Annotated in this window: 14 protein-coding genes, 1 pseudogene and 2 riboswitches; of the genes and pseudogenes, 3 read left to right on the top strand and 12 right to left on the bottom strand. The window is 66.4% G+C overall.

From position 1 onward, the window contains the following. The 3 genes from VTU_RS0110460 to VTU_RS30680 form a co-directional block, all read left to right on the top strand. Positions 1 to 2,226, top strand: a 2,226-nt coding sequence (locus VTU_RS0110460) for a N,N-dimethylformamidase beta subunit family domain-containing protein (RefSeq protein ID WP_010103945.1), incomplete at its 5' end; no start/stop codon positions are given. Positions 2,227 to 2,434: 208 nt separating this feature from the next. After that, complete coding sequence (locus VTU_RS33560) at positions 2,435 to 3,229, top strand: DUF6444 domain-containing protein (RefSeq protein WP_438873579.1); 795 nt, start codon at positions 2,435 to 2,437, stop codon at positions 3,227 to 3,229. Next, positions 3,162 to 3,887, top strand: coding sequence for an IS66 family transposase (locus VTU_RS30680; protein ID WP_236610702.1), 726 nt, complete (start codon positions 3,162 to 3,164; stop codon positions 3,885 to 3,887). Before VTU_RS33560 ends, VTU_RS30680 begins: the two co-directional genes overlap by 68 nt. A gap of 37 nt (positions 3,888 to 3,924) precedes the next feature. On the opposite strand, the pseudogene VTU_RS31405 reads toward VTU_RS30680, so the two are convergent. The 12 genes and pseudogenes from VTU_RS31405 to dctP all read right to left on the bottom strand — a co-directional run. Next, a pseudogene (locus VTU_RS31405) lies at positions 3,925 to 4,137 on the bottom strand (transposase); the annotation flags it as partial. 60 nt (positions 4,138 to 4,197) lie between these two features. Beyond that, the gene (locus VTU_RS0110450; RefSeq protein ID WP_010103938.1) at positions 4,198 to 4,902 is read right to left on the bottom strand and encodes a transposase; all 705 of its coding nucleotides are present in this window, start codon (positions 4,900 to 4,902) and stop codon (positions 4,198 to 4,200) included. Between the two features lie 6 nt (positions 4,903 to 4,908). Then, positions 4,909 to 5,829: a class I SAM-dependent methyltransferase gene (locus tag VTU_RS0110445; RefSeq protein WP_010103937.1), complete on the bottom strand. Its 921-nt coding sequence runs from the start codon at positions 5,827 to 5,829 to the stop codon at positions 4,909 to 4,911. Continuing rightward, a complete protein-coding gene (locus tag VTU_RS0110440; protein WP_010103936.1) occupies positions 5,826 to 6,335 on the bottom strand; it encodes a DUF1415 domain-containing protein in 510 nt (169 codons plus the stop codon). Before VTU_RS0110440 ends, VTU_RS0110445 begins: the two co-directional genes overlap by 4 nt. An 85-nt stretch (positions 6,336 to 6,420) precedes the next feature. Then, positions 6,421 to 9,321, bottom strand: coding sequence for an aminomethyl-transferring glycine dehydrogenase (gene gcvP, locus VTU_RS0110435; RefSeq protein WP_010103934.1), 2,901 nt, complete (start codon positions 9,319 to 9,321; stop codon positions 6,421 to 6,423). A gap of 24 nt (positions 9,322 to 9,345) precedes the next feature. Beyond that, positions 9,346 to 9,720, bottom strand: a complete 375-nt coding sequence (gene gcvH / locus VTU_RS0110430) for a glycine cleavage system protein GcvH (RefSeq protein WP_010103932.1) — start codon at positions 9,718 to 9,720, stop codon at positions 9,346 to 9,348. A gap of 128 nt (positions 9,721 to 9,848) precedes the next feature. Continuing rightward, complete coding sequence (locus VTU_RS26800; protein WP_010103927.1) at positions 9,849 to 10,034, bottom strand: type II toxin-antitoxin system RelE family toxin; 186 nt, start codon at positions 10,032 to 10,034, stop codon at positions 9,849 to 9,851. Next, positions 10,015 to 10,245, bottom strand: coding sequence for a type II toxin-antitoxin system RelB family antitoxin (relB, locus tag VTU_RS0110420; RefSeq protein WP_010103925.1), 231 nt, complete (start codon positions 10,243 to 10,245; stop codon positions 10,015 to 10,017). Before relB ends, VTU_RS26800 begins: the two co-directional genes overlap by 20 nt. 58 nt (positions 10,246 to 10,303) lie before the next feature. Continuing rightward, positions 10,304 to 11,443, bottom strand: a complete 1,140-nt coding sequence (gene gcvT / locus VTU_RS0110415) for a glycine cleavage system aminomethyltransferase GcvT (RefSeq protein WP_010103923.1) — start codon at positions 11,441 to 11,443, stop codon at positions 10,304 to 10,306. Positions 11,444 to 11,513: 70 nt separating this feature from the next. Continuing rightward, positions 11,514 to 11,624: riboswitch (glycine riboswitch) on the bottom strand. 17 nt (positions 11,625 to 11,641) lie between these two features. Next, positions 11,642 to 11,743: riboswitch (glycine riboswitch) on the bottom strand. 52 nt (positions 11,744 to 11,795) lie between these two features. Next, complete coding sequence (locus tag VTU_RS0110410) at positions 11,796 to 13,073, bottom strand: TRAP transporter large permease (protein WP_010103921.1); 1,278 nt, start codon at positions 13,071 to 13,073, stop codon at positions 11,796 to 11,798. Beyond that, positions 13,070 to 13,564, bottom strand: a complete 495-nt coding sequence (locus tag VTU_RS0110405; RefSeq protein ID WP_010103919.1) for a TRAP transporter small permease — start codon at positions 13,562 to 13,564, stop codon at positions 13,070 to 13,072. The genes VTU_RS0110410 and VTU_RS0110405 overlap by 4 nt, the downstream gene beginning before the upstream one ends. A gap of 69 nt (positions 13,565 to 13,633) precedes the next feature. Further along, the coding region (gene dctP, locus VTU_RS0110400; RefSeq protein ID WP_010103915.1) for a TRAP transporter substrate-binding protein DctP at positions 13,634 to 14,436 on the bottom strand (803 nt) is incomplete at its 5' end.

Below are 14,436 nucleotides of genomic sequence, written 5' to 3'. Positions count from 1 at the left end.
GTTCAGGCGCAGCTGGTGCGGCTGATTCACGGCGACCAGCACCCGAGTGGGCCCGGTTATCTCGACGAGGAGATCGGCTGCGAAGGCAACGGGGCGTGGGCGGTGAAGAAGCAGTACACGCAGGTGGGTTCGTTCCTGCGGGTTGCCGATCCGCAGCACAAGCTCGCGCTCGAAGGAAGCATCACGCTGTGCGCGTTCATCTTCCCGGGCCTGCCTCTGGCGGGTGTGCGGCAGGCCATGATGGGCCGCTGGGACAACGTAAGGAACGAAGGCTATGCGCTCGGATTGAATCCGGCCGGTCACCTCGAGTTTTGGGTCGGCGGCAACGGCGAAGTCGACTACGTTCAGACTGAAGTCCCGATGATGGCGCGGCAGTGGTATTTCGTCGCTGCCACCTTCGACGCGTCGAGCGGCCGTGCCACCGTGCACCATGAGAGCGTGGCCAATCGCTACAACAGCCTGCTCGGAGCGGTGTGTCCGATCGACTACCGCTCGCACGTCGGTGAGACCTTCCGGTTCCGGCAGCGCAATCTGCCGGAGACCCCCTTTTTGATCGCCGGCTCGCAAGACTGGCACGAGTCGCGCGGTCGCTTCGTCTCGCAGATGTACTCCGGCAAGGTCGATCGCCCGATGGTGTGGGATCGCGCGTTGACTCGCGACGAACTGGCCTATCTGATGAAGGGTGGCGAGCCGGACCGCAAGGGCCTGGTGGCCTACTGGGACACCTCGATCGGCTACACCGATCAGGGTATCGGTGACGCCGTGCACGATGCCGGCCCGCATGGTCTGCATGCCGAGGGCTACAACCGACCGGTCCGCGCGCAGACCGGCTGGAACTGGAGTGGTCACAACGATTGTTTCCGCTTGAACCCGAAGGAATACGGCGGCGTCGAGTTCCATGCCGACGCAATGATCGACTGCAACTGGGAGCGCACAAAGCAGGTCACATTGCCGGCGGAAATGAAGAGCGGCGTCTACGCGATGCGCTTGCGCGCCGGCCCGGGCATCGGCTTGGCCGAAGAGCACATCGTCTTTTTCGTGCGTCCGAAGGTCGCAAAGGCGCCCCTCGCACTGTTGATCCCGACCGCCAGCTACATGGCCTACGGGAACGAGCATCTGAGCTTCGACGCGCAAATCATCCAGCCGATGACGGGGCAACCGCCGATCGTCACCGAGATCGACATTGAGATGTACAAGAAGGACGAGTTCGGTCTCTCGACCTACGATCACTGGTCAGACGGCAATGGCGTCTGCTACAGCTCCTACCGTCGCCCGATCGTCAACATGCGGCCCAAGCACCGCATATCCAGCATGGGCGTGACCTGGCAGTTTCCGGCCGATCTCTCGATCGTCGCGTGGCTGGAGCACAAAAGTTACGACTACGAGGTTCTGACCGACGAAGATCTGCACCGCGAAGGCGTTGCCGCGTTGAAGACATACTCGTGCGTTATCAGCGGCACCCACCCGGAGTACTACTCCGAGCGCATGCTGGACGCCACCGAAGACTACATCGCCACCGGCGGCCGCTATGTCTACATGGGTGGCAACGGCTACTACTGGAACGTCGCATTCCGTGATGACGTGCCGTCAGTCATGGAGGTGCGCAAGTGCGACTCGGGGATGCGCGCCTGGAACGCGCGTCCCGGCGAGCACTACCTTGCGACGACCGGTCAGAAGAGTGGCTTGTGGAAGAACTTGGGGCGGCCACCGCAAAAGACGTTCGGCGTCGGCTTCATCGCAGAGGGCTTCGAGACGAGCCGTCCGTATCGACGCATGCCCGACAGCTACCACCGCACCGTCGACTGGATCATGAAAGGTGTGGAAGGCGAGATGATCGGAGACAGTGGCCTCGCTTACGGCGGCGCAGCCGGCCTCGAGCTCGATCGCTACGACCTCACCCTCGGGACACCACCGCACACTCGCATCATCGCGTCTTCAGGTGGCCACAGCGACAACTACCTGCTGTCGATCGAGGAAATTCTCTATCCCTATCCCGGTCTGAGCGGCTCGCAGGACTATCGTATCCGCGCCGACATGACCTACTTCGGCTCGCCCAACAATGGGGCGGTGTTCTGCGGCGGCTCCATCGCGTTCGGCCAGGCTCTTCCGGTGAACGGCTTCAACAACAACGTCTCGACCGTCCTGGGCAATGTCGTCGACGCTTTCATCAAACCGGGATGCTTGCCTGGTGGGTTGTGGGTGAACGACGAGAAGCAGTGGAAATAGACGGGTGCGGGTAGGACGACCAACATTTACTAAAGTTGTCGGAAGTAAAGCCTCACATTGACGCATAGCGACAAGTCGGGGCACGGAAGAAGCTGGCAACGATATCAGGCAGCTTCTGCAAGCGATGGAGGGTGCGGTCAAGCATGCGTTTGAGTTCGTCCGTAACTACTCAGGTCCCCCCTCGCCGTAGGCCATAATCCGCAACTTGATGCAACAGCTACCCGACCTCAACTCACTCAGCCATGCCCAGAGGGGTGAGCTGATCTTGGAGCAGTGGGCAATGCAGCAAATGCTGATGGCCCAAGTGGATGCCCTGCGAATCGAAGTCAACGAACTGCAAGCGCGGCTCAATCTGAACAGCCGCAACTCCAGCAAGCCATCCTCCAGCGACGGGCTCAACAAGCCCCAACCCAAGTCATTGCGCAAGGCCGGGCAACGACCGGTCGGCGGGCAGAAGGGGCACAAGGGCCATACCCTGTGCCAAGTGGCCGAACCCAATGTGGTCGTCATCCATGCGCCGCCCGAGCGCTGCGATGTCTGCCATGGCCCCCTGGGTCAGACCAGCGTGGTTGAGGCCCGGCAGGTCTACGATCTGCCCGATTTGCGCTACCAAGTCACCGAGCACCGCGTGCTGCAATCGATGTGCACCTGCGGCAAGACCCATCGTGGCGTGTTCCCCGCGGACGTCACCGCAGCAGTGCAATACGGCCCGCGCGCGAAGGCCGCAGCCGTGCACCTGAACCAGTACCAGATGCTGCCACTCAAGCGCACGGGTGAAGTGATGGGAGATCTCTTTGACATGCCCATGTCCGAGGCAACGATTCTGAGTGCCAACGCTGAGGCTGCCCAGGTGCTGGCGCCCACAGTCACGGCCAGCCATCGCGCAGGAGTTGGTGAACCAGCCCATCGTGCACGCCGACGAGACGGGCCTGCGCGTGAACAAATCGCTGCACTGGCTGCACGCGCTGGTCACCGAGAAGCTGACTTGGCTGGGGCGACATGAGAAACGTGGCATGACAGCGTTCGTCGAGCATGGCTTCCTGCCCCTGTTCAAAGGCACGCTGGTGCACGATGGCTGGGCGTCCTATCGCAGGCTGGGCAGTAGGCACAGCCTGTGCAACGCGCACCATGTACGCGAACTGACGTACGTGCATGAGCAACTCAAGCAGGACTGGGCGGGTCGATCGATTGAGGTGCTGCTGTACGCCAACAGCCTGATCCATCAACTGCGTGCACAGGGTCAGATCGACTACGCGGCGCCTGAGCATCAGCTGCGAGTGCAGGTTCTGCGCAGTCTGTTCGAGGCAACGTTGGCCGAAGGCGATCTGCTCAATCCGCGCGTGCAGTCCAATGGCCGACGCGGTCGCATCAAGCAGAGCAAGGCCGCCAACCTGATCGGCCGGCTACGCGATTACAGCGATGACGTTTGGCGTTTCATGACGGAGCCGAACGTACCTTTCACGAACAACCTGGCCGAGCAGGCTGTACGCATGCCCAAGGTCAAGCAGAAGATTTCCGGGTGCTTTCGGACAAGCGACGGAGCGGATATCTACTGCATCATCCGCTCTTACTTGGCGACGCTGAACAAGCAGGGTGCCAAGCTGTTTGACGCGCTCATCCAAGCCTTTCTGGGCGCTCCGGTCCAACCTTGCTTTGGTTGATCGGCTGGGCCGTGGGCCGGGGGGCTGAGTAGTTACGTTCGTCCTTGGTCTGCACAGTTGCCTTGGCAACGCGAGCTTTCACGTGTGCCCACACCAATTCGTCAGGGTTGAGTTCCGGCGAGTATGGCGGCAGAAGGAACAGTTCTAGCCGATCAGCGTTGTCCTGGACAAAGCTCTTGATCAGCTTGGCCTTGTGCGCAGGGTGTCCGTCGACCACCAGAAAGACCTTTCGATCCATGCCAGCGATCAAGCATAAGCGCATCAAGGAACTTGAACGCGACCGCTGGCATTTGACCACAGTCGCCTTGCCCTACGACGAATCGATTTCTCGCGCCTTGCGCGGCCGCCCCGCCTGCCCGCGCGCGATGCGGCGCGGCGTGAGCTTTTGCAAATCGGCGATGAATGCGGCTTCGCCCAGGGCCCATCCGCTGAGCGCTGACGTCGTCAGCGCGGCCTGTTCCTGCGGTCCGATTCCCGCCTGAACCAGGTTCGCGTAGGCCGCCTCGCGGGCAAACGGTGTGTTGCCGAGTGCCCAGTACAGCGCGTGCGGCGTGAGCAACCGGTCGTTGCGCAAACCGGTCCAGTGGCCATGGCTGGACCAGGGGTAGTCGGCCGCCTGCGCCACCAGCCCGGCCCGGACGGGGTTCAGGTCCAGATACACCATGCAGGGCAGCAGATAGCGCCCGGCCTGCAGAACGGTGCCGCGGTAGCGCCCCTCCCACAAGGTGCCGCTGCGCGCGTGGCGGCGGTTGAAATATTGCACGTAGCGCCGCCCCAGGGCCTGCATCAGCTGCGGCAGCCCGTCCTGCGTGGCGGGGGTGAGCAGCAGGTGGAAATGGTTGCCCATGAGCACATAGGCATGGACTGCGACGCCGTGCGTCCTCGCCTTGTCCGCGAGCAGCGCGCGCATCGTCTCGAAGTCCTGGTCGTCGACGAAGATCGGCTGGCGGTTGTTGCCGCGCTGTATCACATGGTGCAGATGGCCCGGCAGGGTCAGGCGTGGCAGGCGGGCCATGGTGCTTCAGCGCGCCCGGTCTTCCCCGGCGCCCGCCGCCGGGGCGGCATCCAGGCCAAAGCGCGCGGCGAGCATTTTTTCCAGACCGAACGCGCACAGGATGGCGTGCAGGCGCTGCGCCGCGCTGCGTTTTCTCTGGCCGGTGTAGCGGGCGATGATGAGTTCGTTCTTCAGGCTGTGCTCCCAGCCGACGAGTTCCGTGACCGTGACTTGGTAGCCGCTCGCCTCCAGGTGCAGGCAGCGCAGCACGTTCGTCACCTGGCTGCCCAGTTCGCGCGTGTGCAGCGGGTGGCGCCACAGCTCGGCCAGCGGCGTGCGTGCCAGTTGCAGCGCTTTGTCCTGGCGCAGGCAGGCGGCCACTTCCGCTTGGCAGCAGGGGACGAGCACCATGGCGCGGGCCTGCTTTTGCAGACCGAAGGCGATGGCGTCGTCGGTCGCGGTGTCGCAGGCGTGCAGGGCCGTGACCAGGTCGATGCGCGCCGGCAGGGCGCCGGAATCCGCGGATTCGGCCACCGAGGCGTGGAGGAAGGACATGCGCTCGAAGCCCAGCCCTTGCGCCAGGCGCCGGGAGCGCTCGACCAGTTCGGCGCGGGTTTCCACGCCGTAGATATGGCCCCGCCCCAGAGCCTTGAAGTACAGGTCGTACAGGATGAAACCCAGGTAGGACTTGCCCGCGCCGTGGTCGGCCAGGACCGGCCCCGGCCCCTGCGCCGCAAGCTCCGCGAGCAGGGGTTCGATCAGGTTGAACAGGTGGTACACCTGCTTGAGCTTGCGCCGCGAGTCCTGGTTCAGGCGCCCGTCGCGGGTGAGGATGTGCAGTTCCTTGAGCAGTTCCACCGATTGGCCCGGGCGCAGTTCCGACAGCTCGCAGGCCGCGCCCGGTGGCCCGGCGGCAGCGGCGCGCGCGCGCAATGGCTTTTGCTTCATCGCGCACCGGGCGGGCTGGGCCCCACGTCCAGCGCCTGCCAGCCGGGCATTCCCAGCGCTTCCAGAACCTGGATGTTGCGCTCGAAGATGCTCTGCGGTTCGGGGAACGTGGCGACCGCGCGGTCCAGGCTTTCTTCGCGCAGCAGGTGCAGGCAGGGATAGGGCGCGCGGTTGCTGCAGTTGCCCATGTCGTCGGGCGCCGTCCCGGCAAATTGGTACCGGGGGTGGAAGCTGGCGATTTGCAGCGTGCCCGCGAGCCCCATGTCTTCCAGCAGGGCCTCGGCGTCCCCGAGAAAGTCGTTGAAATCCAGAAAGTCCTGCAGGCAGTTGGTCAGCAGCAGCAGCGTGGTGTCGCGTTGCTGCGCCGACAGGGTGTCCAACGCCGCGAGCTCGCTGCGCAAGGCGGCCAATACCCCGGCGGGGTCGTCGGCCGGGGTCACTGCATAGTGGATCAGCCCCTTGGCGTGCACGCCCTTGGCAAACGGGCAAAGGTTCAGCCCGATCACCGCCCGCTCCAGCCATTGGACCGTGTCGCGAATGACGACCGCAGCGGTCGGGGGGATGGCTTGGCGGCGGCGTCCATGGCGGCGCTCAGGCGTAGTCCGACACCGGGATGCAGCTGCACGACAGATTGCGCTCGCCCCACAGGTTGTCCACGCGGCCCACGGGGGACCAGTATTTGTTCTTGCGCAGGCTGGCCACCGGGTAGGCCGCCGTCTCGCGCGAGTAGGGGCGTTGCCAGTCGGCGCACAACAGGCTTTCTGCGGTGTGCGGTGCGTTTTTCAGGGGGTTGTCGTCGCGCGGCCAGACGCCCGTTTCGATCTGGCGGATCTCCGCGCGGATGGCGATCATCGCGTCGATGAAGCGGTCCAGCTCGGACAGCGTTTCGCTCTCGGTGGGCTCGACCATCAGCGTGTTCGGCACCGGGAAGCTCAGCGTGGGGGCGTGAAAGCCGTAGTCGATCAGGCGCTTGGCCACGTCCTCGGCGAGCACGCCGCTGCTCTCCTTGAGGGGGCGCAGGTCCAGGATGCACTCGTGCGCCACATGGCCGTTCGCGCTCGCGTAGAGCGTGGGGTAGTGCGCCTTCAGGCGCGCGCTGACGTAGTTCGCCGAGAGGATGGCGCTCTCGGTGGCCGCGCGCAGGCCCTCGGCGCCCATCATGCGGCAGTACATCCAGCTGATCGGCAGCACGGCGGCGTTGCCCAGGGGCGCCGCGGAGACGGCCCCCACGCCGCCCGCGATGCCGGCCGTGGCATGGCCCGGCAGGTAGGGCACCAGGTCCTGCACCACGCACACCGGGCCGACGCCGGGGCCGCCGCCGCCGTGCGGAATGCAGAAGGTCTTGTGCAGGTTCAGGTGGCTGACGTCGCCACCGAATTCGCCGGGCGCCGCCACGCCTACCAGTGCGTTCATGTTCGCGCCGTCCACGTACACCAGGCCACCGTGGCGGTGCACCAGGGCGCACAGTTCCTTGACCTGCGTCTCGAACACGCCGTGCGTGCTGGGGTAGGTGATCATCACCGCGGCCAGGTTGGCGCTGTGCCGCTCGCACTGCGCCTGGAGGTCGGCCAGGTCCACGTTGCCGCGGGCGTCGCAGGCGCTCACCACCACCTGCATGCCCGCCATCTGGGCGCTCGCGGGGTTGGTGCCGTGCGCGCTGCTCGGGATCAGGCAGACGGTGCGCTGCCCCTGGCCCCGGGCCCGGTGCCAGGCCCGGATGGCGAGCAGGCCCGCGTACTCGCCCTGCGAGCCCGCGTTGGGTTGCAGGCTGACCCCCGCGTAGCCGGTGGCCTGGCACAGCCAGGCGCGCAGCTGCGCGTCGAGTTCGTAGTAGCCCTGCAACTGGTCTGCGGGGGCAAACGGGTGCACGCCGGCAAACTCGGGCCAGGTGATGGGGATCATCTCGCTCGTGGCGTTGAGCTTCATGGTGCAAGAGCCCAGCGGGATCATGCTGCGGTCGAGCGCCAGGTCCTTGTCGGCCAATGCGCGCAGGTAGCGCAGCATGCCGGTTTCGCTGTGGTGCGTGTTGAATACCGGGTGCGTCAGGTAGCTGCTGCGGCGGCGCAGTGCGGCGGGGATCAGCGGCTCCACGCCCGGTTCAAAGGCGTCGAACGCGGGCAGGTCCCGGGCGTCGCCGGCGAAGATGCGCCAGAGCAGTTCGACGTCGGCGCGCGTCGTGGTTTCGTCCAGCGAGATGCACAGCCAGTTCTCGTCGCAGACCCGCAGGTTGGCGCCCCATTGCAGCGCGCGCGCGGCGAGGGAGCGGGTCGCGTCGCCGGTCCTGAGCACCAGCGTGTCGAAGCAGTCCTGCGCGTGCAGGGGTGCGCCCAGCTGTTCCAGCCCCTTGGCCAGGATGGCGGTGTAGCTGGCCACGCGCAGCGCAATGCGCCGCAGGCCCGCCGGGCCGTGGTACACGGCGTACATGCTGGCGATGACCGCAGGCAGCGCCTGCGCGGTGCAGATGTTGGACGTGGCTTTTTCGCGCCGGATGTGCTGCTCGCGCGTCTGCAACGCCAGGCGGTACGCGGGCCTGCCATGCGCGTCCACGCTCACGCCCACGAGGCGACCGGGCAGCGAGCGCTTGAAGGCGTCGCGGCAGGCCATATAGGCCGCGTGCGGGCCGCCCGCGCCCATGGGCATGCCAAAGCGCTGGCTGCTGCCGACGACGATGTCCGCGCCCCATTCGCCCGGGGGGCTCAGCAGGGTCAGGGCGAGCAGGTCGGCGGCGACGATGAGGGCGGCCTGCCGGGCGTGCACCTTCTGCACGTCGGCGCGCAGGTCGTCGATGCGGCCGCTGCTCGCCGGGTATTGTGCGAGCACGGCGAAGTAGTCGCCCGCGAGTGCCGCGTCCCATTCGGCGGCCGATTGCGCCAGGACCACGTCGATGCCCAGCGGGGCGGCGCGCGTGCGAATGACTTCGATGGTCTGCGGGTGCGCGTCGCCGGCGACGATGAAGCGTTCGCTGGCGGACTTGACCGAGCGCTTGGCGAGCGCCATGGCCTCGGCGGCCGCCGTGGCCTCGTCGAGCATGGACGCGTTGGCGATCGGCATGCCGGTGAGATCGCACACCATGGTCTGGAAGTTGACCAGCGCTTCCATGCGGCCTTGCGAGATTTCCGACTGATACGGCGTGTACGCCGTGTACCAGGCGGGGTTCTCCAGGATGTTGCGCTGGATGACGCCGGGCGTGTGCGTCCCGTAGTAGCCCTGGCCGATAAAGCTTTTGAGGACCCGGTTCCTCGCCGCGAGCGCCCGGAGTTCGGCCAGCGCTGCGGCTTCCGTGACCGGCGGCGGCAGGTCCATGGCGCGGCTGCGCGCGATGGATCGCGGAACGATGCTCTCGATGAGGGCGCGGCGCGAGGCCTCGCCGATCACCGCGAGCATCTGCGCTTCGTCGGCCGCGTTGATGCCGACGTGGCGGGGCAGGAATTCGGCGGCGTTTTCCAGCGCGCTGAGCGGTGCAGGGCTCTGCGGGGCGAAGGGCTGCGACATGGGGTGTGCCTGGTGGCCGGTCCGTCAGACGGTCTTGGCGTAGGCGGCGTAGGCGGCCTCGTCGAGCAGCGCGTCGAGCTCGCCGGGGTCGCTGAGCCGGACTTTGAAAAACCAGCCGGCACCGAGCGGGTCGGAGTTGGCCAGGGAGGGGTCGGCGCGCAGGGCCTCGTTCACTTCGGTGACTTCGCCCGCCACGGGCATGTAGATGTCGGCGGCGGCCTTCACGGACTCGACCACGCCGGCGACCGCTCCCTGGCCAAGGTGCTGGCCGACCTCGGGCAGGTCGACGAACACCACGTCGCCCAGCGCGTCCTGCGCGTGCACGGTGATTCCGACCACGGCCGCCGTGGTGTCGGCGGCGTTGATCCATTCGTGGTCTTTGGAGAATTTGACGGTCATGGGGAGGCTCCTTGGGAAATTGAAAATCAAAGAATGCCGCAGCGGGCGCGGACGGTGGACGGTCCTTGCACTCCGACGGGCTGTCATTTTTTTGTGGCTGTCCTGGCGTGCAGAACGGGTGAAATGAACTATCGATAAATCTCGCTCCGGTTTCCCACGCGCACCACAAGGACGCCCCGGCCGACGCTGCGCGGGTCTGCCCCCGCAGCAATGCGCTCATCCATGAAATCGACGATGCGCCGTGCCATCTGCTTGTCGAGCTTGCGAAGCTGTCCCTTGGCCGAGTCGGTGTAATCAATCGTCCAGCAAGCCAAGGTCTTTCCTTACGTCAGCAGCGCCATGCACGGGTTCCTGTCCCTTGCGCACGCGCTCCAGCGTCTGCGCGGCAAGGGAGTAGTCCTCCATTTCTTCGAGGCCCTGTTCAATGAGTTCCCGCAGGTAGTACGCCTTGCTGCGCCCCGTGCGGGATGCAAGCTCGTCGAGTCTTTGCTCGGTTTCCGGGGCCAAGCGAATCGAGGTAGCCATGTTTCATCTCCGTCAATGAATACGTGCATTCATTGTATTTTGCGAAAGCAGGCCGGCATCAGGCGCCCTGACCCCGATGGCCGGTGGGCACGCGAAAGTAGTTCGCAGGAACGAAGGGCAGGGCGTGCACCTGCATGGGAACGGCCTTGCCGCGCACGATGGCGTTCACGCGCGTGCCGACGGTGGCAAGGGCCGGGGGCACGTAGCCCATGGCCACGGGCGCGTCCACCGTGGGGCCGAGCAGGCCGCTGGTGACTGCGCCGATCTTTTGGCCATCGGTGCTTTGCAGTTCGCTGTGTTCGCGCACGGGAACGCGCTCGAGCGCGCGCAGGCCCACGCGCTGGCGCGGCAGGCTGGCGGGGTCGTCGATCTGCGCCAGCACCCGGTCGGCGCCGGGAAAGCCGCCGGCGCGCGCCCCCCCGGTGCGGCGCAGCTTCGGGATCGCCCAGCCGAGCGCGGCTTCGGGCGGCGTGGTGCCGGCGTCGATGTCGTTGCCGTACAGGCACAGGCCGGCTTCCAGGCGCAGCGAGTTGCGCGCGCCCAGGCCGATGGGCAGGACCTCGGGCTGCGCCAGCAGCGCGCGCGCCAGGGTCTCGGCCTGCGCTGCCGGCAGCGAGATCTCGAAACCGTCTTCTCCGGTATAGCCGCTGCGGGTCAGGAAGCAGTCGCAGCCGGCGATGCTGTGCTTGGCACCGCGCATGAACGGCAGCCCCTCCACCCCCGGTGCCAGGCGCGCGAGCGCCGTTGCGGCCTGCGGGCCTTGCAGCGCGAGCAGCGCATGCCCGGGCAGGGGGATGAGTGCGCAGCGCGCGCCGATGCGCGCCTGGATGTGCGCCACGTCGCCCGCCTTGCACGCGCCGTTGACGATGACGAAGATCCCTTCCGGCCCCTGGTTGCAGAACATCAGGTCGTCGATGATTCCGCCTGCATCGTTGAGCAACAGGCCGTAGCGCTGCTGGCCCACGGGCAGGCCGATCACGTCCATCGGCATCAGGGACTCCAGGGCCGCAGCGGCGTCGGCGCCGACCAGGCGCAGCTGGCCCATGTGCGAGACGTCGAACAGGCCGGCGGCCTGGCGCGTGTGCCGGTGCTCGGCGAGCAGGCCGGCGGGGTACTGCACGGGCAGGCGGTAGCCGGCAAACGGCAGCATGCGGGCGCCGAGTTCGACGTGCAGCGCGTCGAGCGGCGTGGTGAGCAACGGGGGGCGTCGGGGGTGGCGGTCAAGGCGGGCTCCAGCAAGGCAGACTGCGGCCCCAAAGGGGCCACGCAAGTGCCCTGCTGTCCGCTTTACCTGAGAGATTCACCGCAGCACCCTGGCTGGCCCTGCGGTTTGCTCCTTCGGTGGATGGCGCGGGCCATCTCTCTCCAGCAAGGAAACGCCCGCATCGCTGCGGGCGCTTGTCAGTCCTGGGGACCTGAGCGTTTGGCGGCTGCCTGCGCCTTCGGCGGTGCGCTGGCCCTGGCGGGGGTCTGCGGCACGCTCTCCTGACGCGGGCGATTGTAGCCAGTGTTCTGCTCCGCGAATAGCAGCCCATCGCGGGGCGGCGCAACTATTTTGCGTAGACCAGATCGCGCAATCCCAGCGAGATCCATGGCATGTAGGTGATGAGCAGCAGGCAGGCCAGAATCACGCACACGAAGGGCAGCAGATGCCGGACGATGCGGTCGAGCGGGATGCGCGCCACCGTGCAGGCGGCAAACAGGTTCACGCCAAATGGCGGCGTGATCATTCCCAGCGCCAGGTTCACCACCATGATCAGGCCGAAGTGCACCGGGTCGATGCCAAAGTGCACGGCGACGGGCGCGAGGATGGGCGCGAGCACGATGATCGCGGCGCTGGTCTCGATGAACATGCCGATCACGAACAGCGCCGCGTTGATTCCCAGCAGGAAGAGCGCGGGCGATTGCAGCACGGCCTCGAGCCAGCGGCCGATGGCGTCGGGCACGCCCGCGCGCGTGATGAGGAAGGCAAACAGGCCGGCGTTGGCGATGATGAACATGATCACCGCCGACGAGAGCGCGGATTTGCGCAGGATGGCAAAGAGGGCCTGGACGCGGATCTCGCGGTAGATCACCATGCCCACGATCAGCGCGTAGAAGACGGCCACGGCCGAGGCCTCGGTGGGGGTGAAAATGCCGCCGTAGATTCCGCCCAGGATGATCACCGGCATCAGCAGCGCCCAGCCCGCCTGCCGCGTGGCGCGGCCCAGGGGCATGCGGCCATCGCCGTCGCTGCGGCCCCAGCCCTTGGCCCTGCAGTAGACCCAGACGAACAGCATCAGCGCCAGGCTGATCAGGATTCCGGGGCCAAAGCCCGCGATGAACAACTCGCCGATCGAGACCTCGGCGCTCACGCCGTACAGGATCATCGGGATGGAAGGCGGAATGACCACGCCGAGCTCGGCGCTGGTGGCCTGGAGCGCCGCCGCGTAGCTCGTGGGGTAGCCATGCCGGATGAGCGCCGGGATCAGGATCGCGCCAATGGCAAAGGTGGTGGCCACGGACGAGCCGGACACCGCTGCAAAGATCATGCAGGTGAGCACGCAGCTCATGGGCAGGCCGCCCTGCACGCCCCCCACGAGGCTCTTGGCAAACTCCACCAGCCGGCGCGAGATGCCGCCGGTCTCCATGAGGTTGCCCGCGAGGATGAAGAACGGGATCGCGGCCAGCGGAAACTTGTTGATCGACGTGAACATCTCCTTGGCGGAAATGAGCATGTTCGCGTTCGACGCCTGTATGCCGAGGATCGCGGCCAAGCCGATGGACACGGCCACCGAGACGGTGAACGCAAAGCACAGCACCATGGTGGCAATCATGACCAGGGTCATTGGGCGGCCTCCAGTTCCATGCGCAGCGGGTCGATGAGGTTGCCGACGATGCCGACGGCGCAGAACAACCCGCCCACCGGCATCGCGAGGTAGGCCCAGAACATGGACAGCGATTCCAGCCCGGCCATGCTCTGCACGCTGCCGCGCAGCGCGTAGTCCCAGCCCCAGCGGACGATGGCGCCGACCAGCGCCAGCGCGGCGAGCGACGCCACCCAGTCGAGCACCCGCCGCAGCCGCGGCGGGCTCCAGCGGTACAGCAGGTCCACGCTCACCATCGCGCCCTGGCGGAAGGCCGCGGGGATGGCCAGGAACACCATCCAGATCAGGCTGAAGCGGATCAGGACCTCGGTCCATTCGGCGGGCTGCTCCAGAACGAAGCGCGTCACGATCTGGAACAGGCCCAGCGACGCGGCCAGCGCGAGCATGGCGCAGGCCCCGAGCATGGCGCCGAACGTGGTCCAGCGCTCGAAAGCGAGAAAGGCATTTTTCATGGGACGGTGCCGGCCATGGGCCGCAGGTGGGTGGGCGGGGGACGTGCGCCCGCCGGGGGCCGCGGGGGCTTACTGGACGCTGCGGATCCGGTCGAGCGCGGCCTTGCCGAACTGCTTTTCGAATGCGGCGTTCACCGGTGCCAGCGCGGCCACGAACTTGGCCCTGTCGAGGTTGTCGATCACGGTCATTCCCTTGGCGCGCAGGTCGGCAACGCCCTTGGCGTCGTCCTCGTCGACGCGCGCCCGGTTCACCCGCGTGCCCTCCCGGGCGGCGTCGAGGAACGCCTGCTTGTCCGCCGCCGGGAGCTTGTCGAACGTGGCCTTGTGCATGAGGAAGAGGGCGGGCGAGTAGACATGGCCCGTGAGCGAGAGGTGCTTTTGCACCTGCTCGAATTTGCCGGAGATGATCACCGACAGGGGGTTTTCCTGGCCGTCCACGGTGCCTTGTTGCAGCGCAGTGAACACCTCCGGAAAGGCCATGGGCGTGGTGATGATGCCAAAGCCCTTGTACGCGGCGATGTGCACGGGGTTTTCCATGGTGCGCATCTTCAGGCCCTTGAGGTCGCCGGGTTCCCTGATCTCGCGCTTGCTGTTCGTCATGTGGCGCACGCCGTTCTCGGCCCAGGCCAGCGCCTTGAATCCCTTGCTGTCGAACTTGGTCAGCAACTCCTGGCCGATCGGGCCGTCCAGAACCGCGCGGGCGTGGGCCTTGTCGCGGAACAGGAAGGGCACGTCCAGGATCTTGCTCTCCGGAACGAAGTTCGGGATCGGACCGCTTGAGGAGAACGCCAGTTCCTGCGTTCCCAGCTGCACCGATTCGATCGACTCGCGCTCGCCCCCCAGGGCGCCGTTGTAGAAAGTCTGGACCTTGT

The sequence above is a fragment of the Verminephrobacter aporrectodeae subsp. tuberculatae At4 genome (assembly GCF_000193225.1).
GTDB classification, from domain to species: domain Bacteria; phylum Pseudomonadota; class Gammaproteobacteria; order Burkholderiales; family Burkholderiaceae_C; genus Acidovorax; species Acidovorax aporrectodeae.
Note: the sequence above shows the minus strand (reverse complement) of the source record. Positions and strands in the feature narration are given on the sequence as shown.